Source organism: Bacteroidales bacterium (assembly GCA_022647615.1).
GTDB lineage: Bacteria > Bacteroidota > Bacteroidia > Bacteroidales > UBA932 > Egerieousia.
The window spans coordinates 1797016-1818621 of the sequence record JALCKZ010000001.1; the positions used below are offsets into that span (position 1 = coordinate 1797016).

The 21606-nt window shown below is 40.2% G+C and carries 14 protein-coding genes and 1 pseudogene; 8 read left to right on the top strand and 7 right to left on the bottom strand.

The window, feature by feature from the left end; all coding sequences use genetic code 11:
• The first annotated feature begins 127 nt into the window (after positions 1-127).
• From LKM37_07835 to LKM37_07860, 6 genes and pseudogenes are all read left to right on the top strand, one after another.
• Positions 128-2767, top strand: coding sequence for a valine--tRNA ligase (locus tag LKM37_07835; GenBank protein MCI1720895.1), 2640 nt, complete (start codon positions 128-130; stop codon positions 2765-2767).
• Positions 2742-5423, top strand: coding sequence for a calcium-translocating P-type ATPase, PMCA-type (locus LKM37_07840; protein MCI1720896.1), 2682 nt, complete (start codon positions 2742-2744; stop codon positions 5421-5423). The genes LKM37_07835 and LKM37_07840 overlap by 26 nt, the downstream gene beginning before the upstream one ends.
• Before the next feature lie 5 nt (positions 5424-5428).
• Entirely contained in the window at positions 5429-5860 is a 432-nt protein-coding gene (locus LKM37_07845) for an acyl-CoA thioesterase (GenBank protein ID MCI1720897.1), read from the top strand.
• Between the two features lie 67 nt (positions 5861-5927).
• Positions 5928-6113: pseudogene (tatA, locus tag LKM37_07850) on the top strand (twin-arginine translocase TatA/TatE family subunit).
• Positions 6114-6275: 162 nt separating this feature from the next.
• Entirely contained in the window at positions 6276-7133 is an 858-nt protein-coding gene (tatC, locus tag LKM37_07855) for a twin-arginine translocase subunit TatC (protein ID MCI1720898.1), read from the top strand.
• 22 nt (positions 7134-7155) lie between these two features.
• Positions 7156-9060, top strand: coding sequence for an ABC-F family ATP-binding cassette domain-containing protein (locus LKM37_07860; protein MCI1720899.1), 1905 nt, complete (start codon positions 7156-7158; stop codon positions 9058-9060).
• Positions 9061-9066: 6 nt separating this feature from the next.
• Here LKM37_07860 and LKM37_07865 read toward each other — a convergent pair whose 3' ends face one another.
• From LKM37_07865 to LKM37_07890, 6 genes are all read right to left on the bottom strand, one after another.
• Positions 9067-10545: a hypothetical protein gene (locus LKM37_07865; protein MCI1720900.1), complete on the bottom strand. Its 1479-nt coding sequence runs from the start codon at positions 10543-10545 to the stop codon at positions 9067-9069.
• 71 nt (positions 10546-10616) lie between these two features.
• Positions 10617-13391, bottom strand: coding sequence for a TonB-dependent receptor (locus LKM37_07870; protein ID MCI1720901.1), 2775 nt, complete (start codon positions 13389-13391; stop codon positions 10617-10619).
• Positions 13392-13538: 147 nt separating this feature from the next.
• Positions 13539-15002, bottom strand: coding sequence for an ATP-binding protein (locus tag LKM37_07875; protein MCI1720902.1), 1464 nt, complete (start codon positions 15000-15002; stop codon positions 13539-13541).
• 27 nt (positions 15003-15029) lie between these two features.
• Positions 15030-15731, bottom strand: a complete 702-nt coding sequence (locus LKM37_07880; protein ID MCI1720903.1) for a response regulator transcription factor — start codon at positions 15729-15731, stop codon at positions 15030-15032.
• A 105-nt stretch (positions 15732-15836) separates the two neighbouring features.
• A complete protein-coding gene (locus LKM37_07885; GenBank protein MCI1720904.1) occupies positions 15837-16652 on the bottom strand; it encodes an RNA methyltransferase in 816 nt (271 codons plus the stop codon).
• A gap of 30 nt (positions 16653-16682) precedes the next feature.
• The gene (locus LKM37_07890) at positions 16683-18083 is read right to left on the bottom strand and encodes an arginine decarboxylase (GenBank protein ID MCI1720905.1); all 1401 of its coding nucleotides are present in this window, start codon (positions 18081-18083) and stop codon (positions 16683-16685) included.
• Positions 18084-18282: 199 nt separating this feature from the next.
• Between LKM37_07890 and LKM37_07895 the strand changes: the two genes are divergently transcribed.
• Together LKM37_07895 and LKM37_07900 are read left to right on the top strand one after the other, a co-directional pair.
• Positions 18283-19419 (top strand): hypothetical protein, encoded by a 1137-nt coding sequence (locus LKM37_07895; protein MCI1720906.1) that lies wholly within the window; start codon positions 18283-18285, stop codon positions 19417-19419.
• Positions 19419-20666: a BamA/TamA family outer membrane protein gene (locus LKM37_07900; GenBank protein ID MCI1720907.1), complete on the top strand. Its 1248-nt coding sequence runs from the start codon at positions 19419-19421 to the stop codon at positions 20664-20666. The genes LKM37_07895 and LKM37_07900 overlap by 1 nt, the downstream gene beginning before the upstream one ends.
• Before the next feature lie 28 nt (positions 20667-20694).
• Here the strand turns inward: LKM37_07900 and LKM37_07905 are convergent, their stop codons facing one another.
• Entirely contained in the window at positions 20695-21603 is a 909-nt protein-coding gene (locus LKM37_07905) for a carbohydrate-binding family 9-like protein (GenBank protein MCI1720908.1), read from the bottom strand.
• Positions 21604-21606 lie beyond the last annotated feature (3 nt).

Here is a 21606-nt window from a genome sequence, read left to right on the forward strand (position 1 = left end):
ACGCGGCAAAGATACTTAAAATTATTAACTTTGCAGCCCATGTGGCAGACCATAAAAACAGGCTGCCGCAATGCAACCGGGTAATTATTCCAGGTTGCTTAGATTAACTTTATTAAGAGGTATTTATATGGAGATTCCGGCAAAGTACAATCCTGCTCAGACAGAAGACAAGTGGTATGCTTATTGGCTAAAACACAAATTTTTTCATTCAGAACCAGATGAGAGAGAGGCCTATTCTATAGTAATTCCTCCTCCAAATGTTACTGGCGTGCTTCACATGGGCCACATGATGAATAATACTTTGCAGGATGTCCTTATCCGCCGTGCGAGAATGACAGGCAAGAATGCCTGCTGGGTGCCTGGTACTGATCATGCATCTATAGCCACTGAGGCTAAGGTAGTTGCAAGGCTAAAGGAGAAGGGGATTGAGAAGACTTCTCTTACTCGCGACGAATTTATGAAAGAGGCTTGGGCGTGGAAAGAAGAACATGGCGGAATAATCTTGGAGCAGCTAAAAAAGCTGGGAGCATCCTGTGATTGGGACCGTACTAAATTCACTATGGATGAGCCGCTTAGCAAGGCCGTAATTAATACATTTGTTTATTTCTATAAGAAGGGTCTGATTTACAGAGGCGTAAGAATGGTTAACTGGGACCCGGTAGGCCTTACGGCTGTTTCGGATGAGGAGGTTATACATAAAGACACCCATTCAAAGCTTTATTACTTAAGATATTTCATCAGCGATAACGGCAAGAAAACAGATAAGTATATAATAATTGCTACCACCCGTCCTGAAACTATAATGGCGGATGCTGCAGTCTGCATAAATCCAAATGATGAGAGGTATCATAATCTAAGGGGCAAGAAAATCCTAATCCCTTTAATCAATAAGGAGATTCCTATTATAGAGGATGACTATGTTACAATGGACTTTGGTACAGGATGTTTGAAGGTTACGCCAGCCCATGATATCAATGACTACGAAATTGGCTTGCGTCATCATCTTCCCGTTCTGGACATTATAGATGAGCATGGCTGCTTAAACGATAAGGCGCAGATTCTTGTTGGAGAAGACAGATTTGTCGCACGCAAGAAGATTGTTAAAATGCTGGACGATGCAGGCAATATGGAGAAAATTGAGGACTATATGTCTCCTGTTGGGCATTCGGAAAGGACGGATGCAGTAATTGAGCCGCGTCTTTCCCTTCAGTGGTTCCTTAAGATGGATAAGCTTGCTGCCGAGGCTCTTAAGAGAGTTGAGAGCGGAGAAATCCAATTGATTCCGGAGAAATATAAAAACACTTATCGCCACTGGATGGAGACGGTAAGAGACTGGTGCATATCAAGGCAGCTTTGGTGGGGACAAAGAATACCTGCTTATTATTTGCCTGATGGCCAGTTTGTTGTTGAACCAACCTTAGATGAGGCATTTGAGGCGGCAAAGAAGATTAATCCAAACATAAAGAAGGAGGAGCTAAAACAGGATGACGATGTTTTGGATACATGGTTCTCTTCCTGGCTGTGGCCAATTTCTGTTTTTGACCCTGAGAAACCGGGATTCCCCGATAAGAAACCTAATAAAGATTTAGCATACTATTATCCTACTAATGACCTGATTACAGCTCCTGAAATTTTGTTCTTCTGGGTGGCAAGGATGGTTATGGCCGCAGATGAGTTTACCGGCAAAGTTCCGTTCCATAATGTTTATCTTACAGGAATTGTAAGGGACAAACTTGGACGTAAAATGTCAAAATCACTTGGAAATTCACCTGATCCGATAAAATTAATGCAAGAGTATGGTGCTGATGGAGTGAGAATTGGAATGTTGTTATGTACTTCCGCCGGCAATGATATTTTGTTTGATGAGAGCCAGGTTGAGCAGGGGAGAAACTTTGCAAACAAAATTTGGAATGCATACAGACTTACCAGAGGATGGGAAGTTGATGAGGCCGCAAAACCTTCTGCGGCAGCTAATTTAGCAATGGAATGGTTTGAAGGGAAACTGAATAAATCTGTCGCGATAATAAATGATCACTTTAATAAATTCAGAATTGCGGATGCTACAATGACAGTTTATAAACTGTTCTGGGATGATTTCTGCGCCTGGTACCTTGAGGCTGTGAAACCTGCCTTCGGCGCAAAGATTGACCGTGTAACATACGATAAGACAATGAGTTTCTTTGACGCTCTGCTTAAAATGCTGCATCCGTTTATGCCGTTTATTACGGAGGAGCTGTGGCAGAATATGGCTGAACGCAAAGAGGGTGAGACAATTATGTTGCAGCAGATGCCGGCTGAGGGAAAATTCTCTGAAGAGATGCTCTCTATGTTTGATGCTGCAGAACAGACAATTATGAATATCCGTAATATCCGCCAAAGCAGGGGAATTTCTCCTAAGGAGGCCGTTGAATTATATGTTAAGGAACCTTATGATGTAAAAATTGCCCCTGTAATTGAGAAGCTGGCTAATGTTTCTGGCCTAAAACTTGTGCGCGATATTGACAAGCAAATGCAGGGTATGAATTTCATGGTTGGAACAACAGAGTTCTTTGTTCCGCTAAAGGTAAATGCTGAGGAAGAAGTTAAAAAGATAAAAGAGGAAATAGAGAGATATACTAAGTTCCTGTCATCGGTTGAGAAGAAGCTTTCCAACGCAAACTTTGTTAAGAACGCACCTGCGCAAGTTGTAGATTTAGAGAAGAAGAAACAGAGCGACGCTCAAACAAAACTGAATAATTTAAATGAACTATTACAAAGGTTTAAGTAACAGTGAGGTAGAAGAGAGCAGACAGAAGCATGGCTCAAACAACCTTACTCCTGCCAAAAGGGAAAGCGGATGGAAATTATTTTTCAGCAAGTTTAAGGATCCCTTAATAAAAGTGTTGCTAGTCGCAACATTATTATCATTAATAACCGGTTATTTTGAAGGCTCTATGGTTGAGAGCCTTGGAATTGTCTTTGCAATTTTGCTTGCAACTACAATCTCATTTTTCAATGAGTATAAGGCAGGCAAAGAGTTTGACATACTTAATAAGATTAATGATAGCGATCTTATTAAAGTCATAAGAAATAACGGAGTTGTAACACAAATTAAAAAGACGGAAATTGTTGTAGGTGATGTAGTTGTACTTGCGACAGGTGATGAAATTCCGGCTGACGGAAAGTTGCTGGAATCAATGGAACTGAGGGTAAACGAGTCTTCATTAAACGGAGAGTCAAAAGCATCTAACAAAACAGCAAAAGAGGTTAAGGATTTTGACGGAGCATACTCTCCTAATTATGTATACAGAGGCACTACGGTTAGCGAGGGTGATGGAGTATTTGAAGTAACTGCCGTTGGCGATTCTACGGAAATTGGAAAGACGGCACGTCAGGCAAGTGAAATAACGGGGGCTGAAACACCTCTAAGCAAACAACTTACAAAGTTGGGTGCTTATATTGGAAAGGTTGGAATGTGGATTGCCGCAGCAACTTTTGTAATACTTATTGCAAGAGATTTGATTGTCGGAAAGCTCACGCTTGCCCCGACGGTTGATAATCTTGCGCAGCTTCTAGAATTTTTCATGGTGGCCGTTACGCTTATTGTAATGGCTGTACCTGAGGGACTTCCAATGAGCGTTACCCTGAGTCTTGCCTATAGTATGCGCAAGATGACGGCGCAGCATACGCTTGTTAGAAAGATGCATGCATGTGAAACAATGGGTGCGGCAACGGTTATTTGTACAGATAAGACGGGTACGCTGACACAGAATAAAATGAAAGTTCACTATTGTTCCGTAAGGATGAGCGCAGATTTTGCCGCAGCAATTTCAGTTAACAGTACAGCTTTTCTGGACAACTCCGGAGTAATTGGCAACCCGACGGAAGGTGCTCTATTAATGCATATTACGGAGAGCGGATATGATTATATGAGCTTAAGGGAGAATAGCGTGGAGATTCAAAGAATTCCTTTCAGCACCCTTACAAAATATATGGCAACTCTTTGCTCATACAACAGCACAGATGTAATTGGTTCTGCAGAAGGACTTTCTGTCGGGAATAAAATATGTCTATATATAAAGGGAGCTCCCGAAACGCTTGTTAGCAAATGCAAAATGACCGCAGACAATAAAGTTATTTTACATAAAGATGAACACCATTTTGAGAACGAAGTTACTGAGAATGAACTGCTAAAGGAGATTGGAAAGTACCAGAACAAGGGTATGCGCTCTCTTGCTTTTGCGCATTGCTATTTGGATGCGTCTCAGGCGAACGTTGATATTAAGGAACTTGTGGAGAGCAGGGAGTTTATATATGATGGTTTTGCCGCTATAGCTGACCCTGTCAGAGAGGATGTCCCAGCTGCAATGCAAGAGTGCGTTGACGCCGGCATTGCAGTTAAAATTGTTACAGGTGATACGTCATTGACTGCCATTGAAATAGCAAAGCAGAGCGGACTTTGGAATGATAAAGATACTCCCGACAGAAACTGTATTACGGGAGGTGATTTTGAGAAACTGTCAGATGAAGAGGCTCTTAGGAGGATTAAAGATATTAAGGTAATGTCAAGGGCCCGTCCCGCCGATAAGATGCGTCTTGTAAAGCTGTTGCAGCAACAAGGTGAAGTTGTGGCGGTTACAGGTGACGGAACAAATGACGCTCCGGCTTTAAACTACGCAGATGTCGGACTTGCCATGGGAAGCGGAACTGCTGTTGCAAAGGAGAGCAGCGATATTATTTTGCTTGATGATTCATTCAGCAGCGTTGTATCGGCCGTTCAGTGGGGACGCTCCATTTATATTAATATACAGAAGTTTATATATTTCCAGCTGACCGTAAACGTAGCGGCATTGCTAACAGCTTTATTTGGACCAATGCTTGGAATTGAGTTTCCTTTAAAGGTTACGCAGATTTTGTGGGTAAATCTGATAATGGATACGTTTGCTGCAATTGCCTTGGCTACAGAACCTTCCAGGAAAGAAGTAATGAAGTCAAAGCCAAGAAAGATGACGGATTTCATCATAACAAAAAAGATGCTGAAGGGAATACTTGGATATGGAATAGGATTTTTTGTTGTCTCCCTATTGTTTCTTCTTTTAAAAAAATATGAAGCAGGGTACTTTGTTGATTTGACAACAATTCAGCTGACGGAGTTTTTCACTTTCTTTGTATTGATGCAGTATTGGAATCTTTTTAATGCCAGGGCGCTTGGAAGCACGCAATCTGCATTTTCAAAACTCTCTGAAAATAAGCCTTTTCTTGCCATCACGTCAATTATATTATTATTACAGGTGATAATAGTTGAGTTTGGCGGAAAGGTTTTTAGAACGGAGCATTTATCATTTAATCTCCTTCTGGATTTATTCTTAATAACTTCTGCAGTTCTTTGGATTGGAGAAATAAAGAGGTTGATTTTAAGACGCAACCTGCGCAAGAAAAGATAATTATTATGTACACATCAGAATTAGAACTAGACGTAAGATATTATGAGACAGACCTTATGGGTATTGTCCATCACTCTAATTATATAAGATATTTTGAGTGCGGAAGGAGCGATATGATGGCTAAGCTGGGAGTGCCGGTGGATTTGATGGAGAGCGAGCAGCATATTATGTTCCCGATAGTTTCTATTGATGTTCATTATAAGGCCCCTGTTAAATTTGGAGAAAAAATTAAGGTTGTAACTACTCTTACCAAATGGCCTCTTGCAAAATTTATTGATGACCAGAGGGTTTATAATCAAAAAGGGGAGCTTGTGTGCTATGCCACTGTGGTAATTGGTGTAATTAATTCTGTTACACGCAAACCAACAAGAGTCCCAAAAGTTGTCCTGGAAAAACTTGCTGCATATTACCCCAAAGATGACCAAATTGGGTTATAATATTGAAAAATATTGGTACTTTTGGCCTCTGATAAAAGAGATATAAAATAATTAAAACATACGCATTATGAATCATCTATTGATTTTTCAAAATTTTGGATTGCCTGAACTTCTGATTATTGCATTGGTAGTTCTTCTGTTTTTTGGTGGAAAGAAAATCCCGGAACTTATGAAGGGCCTTGGCAAGGGTGTAAAGAGTTTTAAAGATGGTGTTAAAGGCGTTGAGGATGAGATTAATACAGATGATGTTAAGGGTACAATAAATAATATCAAAAAAGATATCACTGATGACGGCAGCCTGAACGGTAGTGCAAACAACTCACACACAGACAGTACCGTTAATAAGTAATTACCTAAAACAAACTTTCTTTCACTTGAATGCGCAGACCTTTGCTGCGCGTTCTGTTTTTTAGCAATGGCAGAAGGGGACATGACATTCTGGGAGCACCTTGACGAATTGCGCAAGGTGATATTCCGCCCAATCATAGTTTTGATTGTGCTTATGTGTCTTTTGTTCTCTGCCAAGACGTTTATTTTCAACAGGATAGTTTTTGGTCCGGTAGATAATGACTTCATTTTATACAGAGGTATAAATTATATTCTTGCTTTGCTGCATCAGAATCCTCTCCCGGATTACAAACTGCAAATAATTAATATTGACCTGCCTGCGCAGTTCTTTATTCATATAAGCACAACATTTTATGTCTCTTTGCTCATAGCAATGCCTTATTTATTTTATGAGCTTTGGACATTTGTCCGTCCGGCATTGTATCCCAAGGAGAAACACGTAGTTGAAAAAGCATTCGGTTTTGCAGGCCTGCTTTTTTATACAGGTGTGCTTGTAGGGTATTTCCTTGTTTTTCCTCTGACGCTCAGGTTCTTGGGAACTTATCAAGTAAGTACGGATGTGGTAAATACAATCTCATTGCGCTCATATATCAATATGTTTGTCTCAATGATATTGATAATGGGAATTGTGTTTGAGTTCCCAATCCTTGCCGCAATACTTTCTAAAATTGGCATCATTAACAAGCAGATGCTCAAGAAGTACCGCAAGCATGCATTTGTAATCCTGCTTATTGTTTCTGCGGGCATTACTCCGTCAGGAGATCCGTTTACTTTATTTGCAGTAGACCTGCCGCTATATGCGTTGTATGAAATAAGCATTGCAATGTGCAAGAGCAAAAAAGAGGATGCTGACGATGATGAAAATGAAGATGAAGATGAAGATGCGGATGTGGCGGAAACAATTGGTGATAAAGGTGTTAAGTAATTATATAAAGAGGGGGAGATAGATGATTACAGTTACAAATTTAACGGTTGCTTTTGGAGGTTATACTCTCCTTGATGACATTAATTTCCACGTAAATGACAATGATAAGGTTGGTCTTGTTGGGAAAAACGGTGCGGGGAAATCCACTCTTCTTAAGATAATTCTTGGAGAACAATCTCCTACGAGCGGCTCTGTATTAACATCAAAAAATATCAAGTTTGGTTATTTGCCTCAGCAGATGGAACATGCTAAGGATAAAAGCGTTATGGAGGAGACTCTGCAGGCGTTTAATTCTTTGTTTGATATCCATAAAAAGATAGAAGAAATAAACGAACAGCTTGGCCGCAGAACGGATTATGATTCAGAGGCTTATAAAAAACTGATTATTGACCTTAACAATTATACAGATCGTTCTCTTATGATGGAGAGCGAACCTCCCAGGGTGCAGGCAGAAAGAGTTTTGCTTGGACTTGGCTTTAAAGAGGAAGAATTTGACAGACAGACAAATACGCTAAGCCAGGGCTGGAACATGAGAATAGAACTGGCAAAAGTTTTACTCTCAAAACCAGATGCGCTGCTATTGGATGAGCCTACAAATCACCTTGATATTGAGTCAATTCAGTGGTTTGAGGACTATCTTAAAAACTTTAAAGGCTCAGTAGTTCTTATTTCTCACGACAGGAAATTCCTGGATAATATCACCAAGAGAACTGTTGAGATTATGCTGGGTAAAATTTATGACTATGATGTCCCTTACAGCAAATACAAGATTTTGCGCAAAGAGAGAATGGAACAGCAGAGGGCGGCTTATGAGAACCAGCAAAGAATGATTGAGAAAACGGAGGATTTCATTGCGCGGTTCAGATATAAGCCAACAAAAAGCAACCAGGTTCAAAGCAGAATTAAGGCGCTGGATAAGCTGGACAGAATTGAAGTTGACCTGGAGGATACAAGCACTCTTAACGTAAAATTTCCTCCCGCGCCAAGGAGCGGAAATGTGGTTTTTAAGACAGACTCTGCGCAGATTGGTTACGGAGATAAAACAATTGTGAACAATGTTAACATAGTTGTAGAGAGGGGGGAGAAAGTAGCGTTCGTAGGGCGCAACGGAGAGGGTAAAACTACGCTTATGAAGGTAATAACCAATCAGTTAACTCCTATAACCGGAAGCGCAACTTTAGGGTACAATGTGAGCCTCGGATACTATGCTCAGAACCAGGAAGATATACTTGACAAGAACGATACTGTCTATGGTACATTGGATAAAATAGCCGTAGGAGATGTGCGTACTAAGCTGCGCGATATTCTTGCGGCCTTCTTGTTCAGAGGAGAGGATATTGATAAGAAAGTTGCAGTCTTAAGCGGCGGCGAGAGGGCGCGTTTGGCTATGGCAAAGCTGATTTTAAAGCCTTATAATTTGCTCGCTTTGGATGAGCCGACAAACCACATGGACCTTTTGAGCAAAGATGTTCTTAAGCAGGCGCTGCTGAGTTATGACGGAACTCTTATAATTGTTTCTCACGATAGAGATTTCCTGGACGGTCTTGTAAGCAAGGTTTACGAATTTAAGGACGGACGCGTACGCGAGCACCTGGGCGGTATTCAGGCGTACCTTGAGCATAACAGAGAAGAGCGTGAAGTTGCTGAACACAAGGAGAATACAAAGATTGCAGAGTGCAAAAAGAACGACAGTTCAACTGATTCCCAGCAGTTTAGAGCAGAAAGCAAGGAGGCGCGCAAGAAGAAAAAAGAGATCGAGAAGTGCGAAAATGAAATCGCAGATCTCGATCACCGTCTCTCAGAAACTGAAATAGAACTTTCAGCCATTCACACCCCGGAGGAGCTAACTAAACTATCAGAGGAATATCAAAAAATTAAATCTATGCGTGACTCCAAGATGGAGGAATGGATGAAATTAAGTGAATAATTAATCCTAATAATTAGTGTGCTGAGGGTCGAAGTTTGTCCAGCCGTTCATCCAAGTGTCTGTAGGACCGGAGAATGCGCCAATGTAAGTTACCTTATCCATGCCGTTAAGCAATGCGTCTGTAAATACTGCCGCATTTAAAAGCGGGCTTCCTGTCTGAGGCGCATATTGTGCAGATGATGAAAGTTTTAACAAAGAGAAATCAGAATAGTATTTATCACTTGTCATTGATTTAAAGAAAGTACTTGAGAATGACTCTTTTGTAGCGTCCAACGTACTGCCGTTATCTGAATACTGGTCTAGAAAACTCTTATTTTTATCACTACCCAAAATAGTGCATGCTGCAAGAATAACATTGTTAATCTTAAATGTGCCGGCTGTTGCAGCGCTCTGAGTAGCAGAGCCTTTATCGTTTTCTATTAGTATCCCGACAGGGTATCCTGCAAAAATGGAGTTAAAGCAAGATAGGTGGCTGTTTCTTCTAATCTGTATTGCTGCCTGGAATTGTCCCAACCTTGAACCGTTGTTAGGGTTCATTCCGTTACCATCAATAAAAGTGGAAGTGTTTGCAAATGAGGCATCTTGGACTGCCGGGCCAATAATTGTCATGTTAGAAAATACACATGAGGTAAATGGGGTAGCAGTTGTACCGTTAGCATTGTTATCACTTTCAAAACCGTTAGATGCAGATTGGTCAGCAATTTTTGGATCTCTGATTCCAAGGCAGAACTGCACTTTTCCCGAGAAACCGTTATCTGTGTCAAACTCATCATCCCATCCGTGGTAAGCAATTAAATATTTGCAGTTTACGCTGCCTCCGAACCACTCAAAAGAGTCATCATTAGAGTATGAAACCTGCACGTGGTCAATCTTTGTTCCGCTTCCTACGGAACCCATTGTAAGACCGTTGATTTCCTGGTCAGTTGCAAATGGATAACCTGCAAACTCAATTCTGCAATAACTGAATACGCCTGAATTGTCTGCATCGTCATTGCCGCCGTGTTTGCTTCTTGGACCACCCTCGATAATCATCTCTGTCTGATTGTTTTTGGCTTTTCCGCAAATAATAACTCCGCCCCAATCTCCGGGTTTCCTGCTTCCTGCAGGCTGTGCAGAAGTAAATACAATTGGCTCTGTAGCAGTTCCTTGAGCTATTATCTTTCCACCTCTCTCTACAATAAGTGATGCCTTTGTAGCTTTATCTCCTTTGATAATTGTACCTGCCGGTATTGTCAGCGTAGACCCGTCAGTAATGTAGCACCATCCCTTCATTGTATATGTTCCTTTTGGAAGCGTATAATTTCCTTTTATCTCAAATTCAGCATCTCCGTTTCCTATTTGAGTCCTGTTTGAAAACAAGATTTGGTCCAGGTTGTCAGTGGGCGTAATAGGAGCGTCATTAGAACTTTTGCTGCAGCTGCTTAAAGCAATTCCAAATACGGATATTGCTGCAGCTGCACATGCCATCAAAAAATTTTTTCTCATAATCAATTAATTTTTAAGTAATTAATAAGTCGTTTTATTATGTTATATATTATGGTCTTGATAAATTTTTCTTAAAATTTCAGGACAACTCCGGCAATGAATTCCCTCCCCGGCTTGAACTTTTTAGTAATCTCTTTTCTGGATACTATCTTGCTGTTATCATTAGTGTATTTTGGATACTGACAGAATTCAGCATATTCATTTAGTATATCTTTTGCGCTGAGTTTCAATTCTATATGGCTCCCGACAGATTTGCTGAGCGCAATATCAATAAGGTTGCGCGGCAGCTCGTACATATCCGGGATATTGTTGTCTATTGTACCTCCTGCGCTAACATCAGTCTTTCCAATGCCTACAATTCTTTTTCCAATTCTATTGTAAAGTACTGCGGCCGAAAGTCCTGCCTTTTTATATTTATAAAAGACTCCTGCGTTAATCAGATAGGGGGACTGCCCCTCCATTGGTCTGTTATGTTCCATGCTGCCGCTGGAGAAATTAACGCGGCTCTTCATCCATGCGGCATTCAATGAAACATCCAGATTCTCAGCACCTATGAAGCCCAGATTCTTTTTAATCTCAGCCTCAATTCCGTATAAATTTGCCTTGTCGGCATTTTCAAAAGTATATGTATAGCTCCCTCCGGCATCTAGAAATGTTGTTTCTATCGGATTTTTGAAATGCTTGTAAAATGCTGCTATAGAGATTATTTCTCCATTAGATGGATACCACTCATATCTTATATCTGCATTTTGCATATATGCAGCTTTTAAATCGGGATTTCCCTTAACATCGCTAAACAGGTCAAAATCATAATAAACGGAAGATGATATCTCTCTGAATTCAGGTCGGTTTGTTGACATTCCGTATGCAGCACGCAGCAAATGTCGCTCATCAAAAGAGTATGAAGCGTTAACGGAAGGGAATGGATCATTATATGTGTATGTTCTTTTTTTGGTGTCGGAACCTGTTGTACGAGTGTAACTTATAAGGTCCATCTTATAATATTCATATCTGGCTCCGGCATAAACTTTAATCTTGTTAAGATTTAATCCAAACCCGGCATAGCCATTTAATGATGTGTTGTGTCCTTTATAATTATCTCTGTTGTCTGAATCATCATACAGGTATAGTTTGTCCTCTCCAAAATTTTTTGGCTGCATTATGTCTTTTACAACATCTCCATATTTGAAGTCTGCCGGCAGATTTGATTCAATGAATCTGTAGTAATAATCCTTTGTGTTATATTTTCTCTCTCTGTAATCTCCATATAATCCGGCTTTTAGCTCAAAGACGTTACCATCGTGATTCTTATTATTAAGAAAAGATTGGGAATAATTAACTCCTGCCGAACCGATATTTTCATGGAGTTTTGTAGAGCATCTCTCTATGTTATTTTGGTCTATTCCAAGCATGCCATAGTAGGGGTCTCCAACTAAATCATTCTGCTCACGGTTAATAATCCTTCTGTCAGGCTGAATTCTGTCTGCATAAGAATATCCCGTTTCCCAATCAATTTTACCATTTAAAATATCGTGCACACCTGAGACCTGGCCGCTATAGGAATTTCTTGTATAGTGGTCATATTCTGCTTTTTCCTGAAGGTATAATGAAGAAATGTTCTGCCATCCATCTCTTTTAGTATACTTGGAAGTTCCTATTCTGTTGAAGATATTTCTAAAGTAGTATCTGCTGTTTGCTCTTATATATGCAAAGTTTAAAAGAGCTCCTATTTTGTTTGTTCTCAAGTATTGATTGTCCGTGTACTTATATAAGTATTCCGGCTTATCTTCTATTTTGTTATAAACCCCAAATCTTGAGTTCTCCATATTAAGATAGGACTTGGAAGTTAGGCTCCAGTTGATTGCGCCTATGATTGTAAACTCCCTGTTGTTCTGCAGTTTAAAAGATTTGCCAAATGAGGCGGAAACCCTTTGGTCAGGCAGAGGACGGTGGCTTTTAATCTTCCAGATTTTCTCATTGTTATTTATGTCTATCGGACCATTCCCGTCATTGTTGTAGAGAAAGTTATGGAAGTGTGCAGAGGTGTTTATTCCGGCGCTGTAAGAGATTGAAAATGGTTTCTCCTCAGGCGTGTCTTTTGTGGAAATCTTTACAAAACCTCCGGAAAAATCGGCAGGAAGTTCAGGCGAAGGAGACTTGACAATCATTATGTTTTCTATCTGTCCGGCAGGGATTATATCAAAAGAGAATGAACGCGTATCTGCCTCGCTGCTAGGGGTTGACGCATTGTTAATCCAAACGTTGTTATATCTCTGGGACAAGCCTCTTGCAATAATAAACTTATCATTTATAATAGAGATTCCCGGGATTCTTCTGATTACCTCACCTGCATCTCTGTCCTGATTGTTTGCTATTGCTTTGCCTGATACTCCGCTCACAACTGCGTTGGTGGATTTCATTGCCTGAACAACTCCAATGTCTCCGCTGACCCTTTTTACTCCCTTAACAACCAAAGCGTTAATTGATTCAGCTGTCGGGACCATATTAATAATTATATCCTTTGCCCCGGCCTCCGCTCTAAATGTTACGGTTTTATATCCCATCATTGTGACCGATAATGTAAAGACACCCTGGCGGTTTATAGGAACCTCAAAACGACCCTGCTCATCCGCAACAGAATAGAACTTTTTGTTCTCTGTCACTACTGCTGCTCCGGCAATGGGAGTGCCTGATGTAGAATCTCTTACAATACCTTTTATATGGTAAGAGACATTTTGTTTGTCTGCAAAAACTGCGATTGCGCTTAGTATGCATGCCAGCAATACTAATCCAAAAACAATAAACTCCCGCTTAAATGTTTTAGAACTATAGATATCCTCGTCCATCTGTTAGTTGATTTTTACAGACGCAAAGGAACGCCGCAACTATTACATGACCGTTACGGCAATGTTATAAGAGAGTGATAAAAATGTATAAAAAATATTACAAACAGATTGTCGGCAATATTTCATTTATTGTGGAAAGACGTTCAATTATTGCTTCTTAAAAGAAAAATCAAATTGCAAACCGCTTGGTACGTAATTGTTTACTGTGATTGTGCCGCCGTGAATTATAACGGCATTTTTAACAATGGATAGCCCAAGTCCTGTTCCGCCGGCCTTGCGGGAACGTCCTTTGTCTACTCTGTAGAAACGCTCAAACAAATGTGGCAGATGCTCACTATCTACGCCAACCCCGTTGTCCCATAATGAGAAGAAATATTTATCGGGAGTCTCTTTTACTAATTTGATATATATTTCAGTTCCAGATGAATATGAAATTGCATTGTTTAACAGATTGCTGAAAATTGAGCGCAGCAGAGAGTCATTGCCGTACATTACAAGCGGCTTGCTCTCTAAATTAACCAGGTGAATTTTAATCATTGCAGATTTATCAGAGCCTGGAATATTATCGGAACTATCTGAGTTTAAGGATGTCCCGGCAGCAGTATGTTGCCTGGAAATAATCATTTGATTAGCAGCTGCAACTTCTTCTCTGATAATATTGCTCAAATAAAGTCTCTCTTTTTTAATCATATCAGGTGCCTCATCCATGCGGGTAATAGTAGAAACATCTTGCAGTAAAGAGCTGAGTCTCTGCGTTTCCGAGTAACTCTTTGCAAGAAAATCATGCTTCTGCTCCTCCGTCATATTTGGATTGCGCAGCATTGTCTCCAGGCAAAGACTTATGCCGCTGACAGGAGTTTTAAGTTCATGATTAATATTATTTGTGAGCTGCTTCTTTATTCTGATTTTTTCTTCTTCCTCCCGCATTGCCTTATTATGCTGATACTCAATTTCCTCAGAATCTTTTCTGATGCGCCCTATAACCAGCACGGCCATAAGGCTAAGCAGCAACGTCATGCCGGCAATAAACCAAACAAACGAGTGACCAAGGCTCAAAGTCTTTTGCAGAGAAACAGAGTAGGGCAGAGCGCTCCTTACTATATATGGAGCGCTGATTATCTTTTTCCCGATAGATAAATTATGCTCAATTTTTGTTGCGGAGTAAAAATAATTTTCTGATGTGGTTTTTGATAATCTCCTCACAATAAAGCCATTTCCGCTTTTCATTGCATCTCTGAATTCAGGCCTTGATGAGTGATTCTGCATTTGGGCAGATTTGGCTCCCTCATAAGAATCATATATAACTTTGCCATTAGACTCAATAATTGTGATGCGGATATCGGGATAAATTCTCTTTATATCTTTAAAGCTGCTATCCAAAGAGGAGAAAAACCTATCATCCTGCGGAACAAAATGGTAATTATTACCGTCGCCGAGAATTTCTGCAACATGCTCATTTACACTTTGCAGAGAGGCATTCATCATATCCTCCTTAAAACGCTTTTCACTTGAATACCGGAAAAAAACAAAGACGGTAGCTGCTATCCAGATTACAGATAGCAGCAGCACAAACATCAGCGTTTCACGTATTTGTCTATTTTTCTTCCGCATTGCTATTACATAAAAGTAAAGCCTGTTTTATTTCTCTCTCTCCTCAAAAATGTATCCGTAACCATAGCGGGTGACAATGCAATCTCCGTATGGTTCTATCTTCTTGCGCAATCTTGTGATAGTCACATCAATAGTGCGGTTTACAACCACAACGTCATCTCCCCATACTTTAGAAAGTATCTCTTCCCTGGATAAGACTTTATTTCTGTTTTCTAAGAGCAGGACAAGAACTTCAAACTCTTTCTTTGTGAGCACCAGCTCATTACCGTCAACAGTACAAGTTTTATTATTAAGGTTTATATGAATAGTCTCATAATCCAGCAGGTCATTATGGATATCGGCGTGCGGAGACGTTCTTCTCAAAACGCTTTTTACGCGTGCAAGCAATGTCCTGATTGTAAATGGTTTGGAAATGTAGTCATCGGCTCCCATATCCAGCCCCGCAACCATATCATCTTCTGTGTCTTTTGCCGTGCAAAATATAATGGGAATCTTTGAGGTTTCCGGTCTGGATTTAAGAATCTGAGCCATCTTAAAGCCGCTAATCTCTCCCATCATCACATCCAGCAGAATAAGAGAATATTGTGTGAGTTCAGCCGCCGGCCTTTTAAGAACATCCTCTGCGCTTAAAGCCGTATCAGCGGCATAACCTTCAACTTCCAGGTTGAACTTAATTGCCTGGCACAGAGTAGCCTCATCATCTACAACCAATATTCTGATTTTGTCCATAGGTCTTCACGCTTGTTTAATAACTATCGCGAATTTAAACATAAAAAACATCCATAATGGTTGTTTTACACTCAACTTAATTAAGTAATAACGTTTTTGTAATAATTATCTTCTGAATTCCTGACAGATAACGGCTGTTGCGGTTGCAACGTTAAGAGACTCTGAGGTTGCAAATTCTTTGCGCGGCTTCATTTTGCCGTCTTTTCCAAATGATGGGATGTATAATTTATTTTCTGCAGGTATCAGATTTTCAATCTCTTTGGAGATTCCAAAAGACTCGCTCCCCATAATTACCAATCCGCGCTTTTTTATATAATTAGTTGAGCTGTTGCAACTGCTTTGATTGCAGTTGTTTCCCAAGATGAGAGTTCCATCCAGAAAGGTTCCGTAAACTGGCAAACCGGCATTTTCAAACTCCTTTACAGTCTCCGCAAGATTACTATATATGGCTGTAGTTCTGAATATTGCGCCCATGGTGGCTTGTACTGTTTTTGGATTATAAAGCTCTACTGTATCTTCAGATGCAAAGATTGCGTTAATGCCATACCAGTCTGCCAATCTGATTATTGTTCCAAGATTTCCCGGGTCCTTTACACTGTCGAGACCTAAACAAAGCGGGAATTTTTCCTCTGAACACTCATTGGAGTTATTTAACAACGACGCTATAAATGCTTTAATCTCAGGCTGTTTATTTTGCTCAACTACTGCAAGAATAGGTGAAGGGGTAGAAAGTGAACTTATGCGCGCCATGCACTCATCTCCAATCTCAGAAGATTTATACACATCTCTTACATTAAAGCCTGAATGCAGCGCCTCCTCCACAAGTTTCTCACCCTCAACCACAAATAGGCCTGTCTCCTGCCTGAATTTCTTCCGCTGGAGTGCGCGTATATCTTTTATTTGCTTGTTTGACAATTGCATGGAGCAAAATTAACAAAATTATGACTTGGATTAATATCCTAAAATCTTTAGCATGCTCTTGTAAGACTGCTCTTTGCTAAATAGTTTTGTGAAGTATTCGCCGTGCTCGTCCCGGTCTATAATTACGTGTTTTGGAGCGGGTTGCAGACAGTGCTGAATTCCGCCGTATCCGGCAATAGACTCCTGGTATGCACCTGTATGGAAGAAACCAATATACAGCGGCTCTTCATCATGACGGCCCTCCACAACAGGAAGGAAGATGGCGTTTGCATGAGCTTCAGCATTATAGTAATCTTGTGAATCGCACGTTAATCCTCCCAGGAAAACACGTTGATATTCGCAGTTCCACTTATTTATAGGCAGCAAAATAAACCTCTGCTTAATACCCCAAGTATCTGGCAATGTGGTCATAAATGAGCTGTCAACCATATACCAGCGCTCTCTGTCATTCTGCTGCTTGCAATCCAAAACCTGAAAAATAGTTGCGCCGCTTTCTCCAACTGTAAAACTTCCAAATTCTGTAAAAATGTTTGGTTCCGCAACTCCGCGGGACTTGCAAATATTTTTTATTTGGGATACAATCTCCTCAGTCATGTACTCATATTCGTAATCCTGAACAAGAGAATTTTTGATAGGGAAGCCGCCTCCGATGTTTAGAGAATCAAGTTCCGGACATATTGCGCGCAAGTCACAATATACATTCACGCACTTTGCCAGCTCATTCCAATAATAGGCATTATCCCTAATTCCGGTGTTGATGAAGAAGTGCAGCATCTTTAATGTAAACTTCTTGCTTTTAGCAAGTTTTGCCTTATAGAAAGGGAGTATATCTGAATACCTTATGCCCAGCCGGCTTGTGTAAAATTCAAATTTTGGCTCCTCCTCAGATGCAATTCTTATCCCCAGCTTGGCGGGAACTTTTATATGTGAATCAAGGTCATCAAACTCACCCATATTATCCATAACCGGGATAATATTCTTCCATCCGCCGTTAATTTTTTCAGATATGTTTTCTATGTAAGTATCCTTTTTAAAACCGTTGCAGACAATTGTCATATCCTCTTTCAATTTTCCCTCATCGTACAGAGAATCAATAAGATTGATATCAAATGCAGAAGATGTCTCCAGGAATATGTCATTCTTAAGCGCCTCTTCTAGAATAAATGAAAAATGAGAGCTTTTTGTGCAGTAGCAATAGTTGTAAGAGCCTTTGTAATCGACCTTGGCCATGGCAACGTTAAACATTCTTTTTGCCCTCTGAATCTGGCTGGATATCTTTGGCAAATAGGTGAGTTTCAAAGGAGTTCCATATTGTTCAATGATATCCATCATTGGAATTTCATGGAACAAAAGATTGTCATCTTCTACTCTAAATTCATCCTGCGGCCAGTCAAAAGACTGCTCAACCAAATCTATGTACTTGTTTTTCATTTTGAAAATGTAAGTGAGTTACTTTTATAAAAATTCAGCAATCTAAATCACTCGGATTTAAAATCGGTGACAAATATATTTATAATAGCAGGCATTTGTACAGGAATGCGCAAATTTCTGATGCATATTTTACAAACCCTCTCTATTTATTCTCCCGACAGGGTATTTTCATCTTTTTTATCTAAATTTGGAGCGGTAAATGGAGATTAGAAAATCTATATACGTAGTTTTGGCTGCGGGCAGCATGCTGCTGGCATCTTGCAGCATGACCAGGGTGATACCCAATGACCAGAGTCTGCTTAGGAGCAATAAGATAGAGATAATGAATACTCCTTCTTATTCAGGAGCCTTGTTAAGCAGGCTTGGGCAGAAGGAGAGCATATCTGACCTGCAGAAATATATCAAGCAGACACCTAACTCATCTGTTCTTGGAATTAACCCCTTTATTAATATCTATAATTCAGGCAACGGCAGCGGCAAAGGGTGGGACAAGTTTGTCAAGAAAATTGGACAGGCACCTGTAATTTTTGATCCTGACCTTGTGGAAAGTTCCAAGACTAACATGGTTAACCACTTGCAGTTCAAGGGATATTACAACTCTAAAATAAGAGATTCCATAGAGACGCAAAATAAAAAGACTCACGTAACATATTTTGTCTATCCCGGCAGGCGCTATATAATTGACAGCATTTTATACTCAATTAAGGATACTGCTCTTTTAAAAATCATGCTCGCCGACACTTGTAATAGTCTGATAAAGAGGGGAAAAATCCTATCTGAAGATTTGCTGGAACAAGAATCGGCAAGGATGTCGCTTGTGTACAGAAATAGAGGCTATTATGGTTTTACAAAAAATTACTTCTTTTACAAGGGTGATACATTATCTCATGATGGTCTGGCTCACTTGAATATAGCAATAGAAGACTTTACCCGCAATGAAACGCCTAAAGAGGCAAAGCCGCATAGGGTTTACACTTTCGGAGATGTCTACATAGCTCCAATGAGAAATTTCCAGCGCAGAATGAGGATGCCAAAATCTACTGATTCTGTTGAGATTGCAAGAAGAGACAGCATGATTTCAGTTATACGTTCTCAAATTGATACTATCAAGTACAGGCGCATCAATGTAATAGGCCTTAACAAAAAGACCGGCAGCACGCTGCTTTTGAGGCGCAAAGTGCTTAACAGAATGAACATGATAAGGCCCGGAGAAAAATACAATGTAGACAATGTATCCTCTACTTATCAGAGATTCAGTTCAATGGGGCTGTTCTCCAGCGTAAACGTAGGACTTACAGAGATAGATTCATCAAAGGTAAAAACAGACATAAACTGATGGCAAATACTTTACAGGGTTATAAAGTTAATCTGCAAGGCTCCACAAATTCAAACGGGTTGTTTGGTATTTCCCCGACACTCTCTTATTATCACAAGAATTTATTTAGAGGAGGCGAGTTATTCTCAGTCAGCGTGATGGGTGATTTTCAGTTTAAACCTAACAGCAATGTTCACTCTACTGAGCTGGGAATCAGCACCTCTCTGAGTGTCCCGAATTTCCTTTTAGCTCCCGACAGCTGGTTTCAGTCTAAAACAATTCCTCGTACGGAAATAATAACCGCATATAGCTACCAAAAACGTCCGGAGTACACAAGAAACATTATATCTGCAAGTTACGGTTACACTTGGACTGCGTACGGCAAGTGGTTTTTCAAAGCAAATCTGATTCAGGCCAACATTGTAAAACTGTATAACCTGGACTCAACATTTTATAACAAGCTCAATGACCCATTCCTAAGGAACTCATATAAAGACCATTTTGACCTTGGAGTAGGTGGCAATGTCTACTTTACTACGGACGCATCTACAAATCCTGCACACAGTTTCTTTTATTTCAGATATGCGCTGGATTTGAGCGGCAACTTAATCAGCCTGTTTGACAAGAACTTTGCTCATAATGAATATGGAGAAAAACTGATATGGCACTCACCTTATTCTCAATATTACAAGATGGAACTGTCGGGAGTATATACAATCAAATTGGGACAGAACAAGAGCCACATGGTTGCAATGAGATTGCTTGGCGGAGTTGGCAGAGGCTATGGAAATTCATCCGTTCTTCCTTTTGAGAAATTATTCTGGGGCGGCGGAGCTTATGATTTAAGAGGCTGGCAGCCAAGGACTTTAGGCCCAGGTTATGCGCAAATAGATACGGCTTGGAGAATTTCAAACCAGACTGGAGATATTAAACTAGAGGCTAACGTTGAATATAGATTTCCAATGTTTTGGATTTTGAGGGGCGCACTGTTTGCTGATGCCGGAAATATTTGGACGTTTGACCGCGGCACAGATTCAGCCACAGGCGAGAAAACAGACTACGCCGGAATATTCAGAGGCAAAGACTTTTACAAGCATATCGCACTAGATTGCGGAATAGGTCTGAGGTTGGATTTGAGCTTTGCGCTGCTGCGCTTGGACCTTGGATTTAAGACATTTGACCCTGCGGCATCTGCTTGGAAAGGGCCAGGCAGCTGGTTCAAACACAACAATTTTGAATTCAGCTTTGGCATCGGCTATCCATTCTAATAGCCTGATGCAAAAGCCTTTTCAAAGATTATTTTTCAAATTTAAAATACCCGAAATATTCAGGTCTGTGATAATCCGGTTTGGGAGTTCCAATCGGATTCCATGTAAGATAGTGAGCCTGAGGCATTTTATCCCCGCACTTATATACGTTGCCCATTACCTTCTTGCCTTTCAGAGCTTTAACGCCATCCTCGCATATTAATTTGATAGGGAGAACTATCACCATAGTCCATTCATACTCATCTAATTTATCTCCCGTAATGCACACATCATTATCTTTAACTCTATTAGATGCAAGTGCGTTCTCCTTCTCTATCTCTTTGATACCAAAGGCGCTATCTCCCAAAGTTGAGAATCTGCGAATCATTTTCATTACTTCCGGCTGCGCATTATGCCTATCTTTTCTCCCTTCGCCCATGCCAAGCAAACCATGACCTATGCAGTTCATTTCCAGATTAAAATAGAGAGAATCCTCTAAATTATCAGACGGCTTAATAAAAAATTCCATACAGTCATCAGTCCAAGGCTGCGCACCCTCATCCTTATCAAATACAGCTTTAAGTGCTTTCTCTTTAACGTTGTATTGGATATAAATGTCTGTATCCGTGTACATTATCTTAAAGCTCGCGACAGGTTTGTAATCTCCGTTAGCCTTTGGCCAGTTGACAACATCTACTGCGGCGGACTCTATTTTTTCACTCTCAAACTTTTTATTAATCTGCAAAAAAGTAGGGGAAGCCGCAGCAAATTTCACATGTTTAACTTTATAGGTTTTGCGCACAACTTCTTTATTTGTATTCAATGTTTTGTCAGCAGCCTTGATTTTTTTAGTATTCATATCTATTTGGTTATTAAGAACATAAATGCCCCTTGCATTTACGCTTCCAAAAGAAAGCAGCGCCGCAAGGAGCATTAATGATTTAACTATTTTGTTCATAAA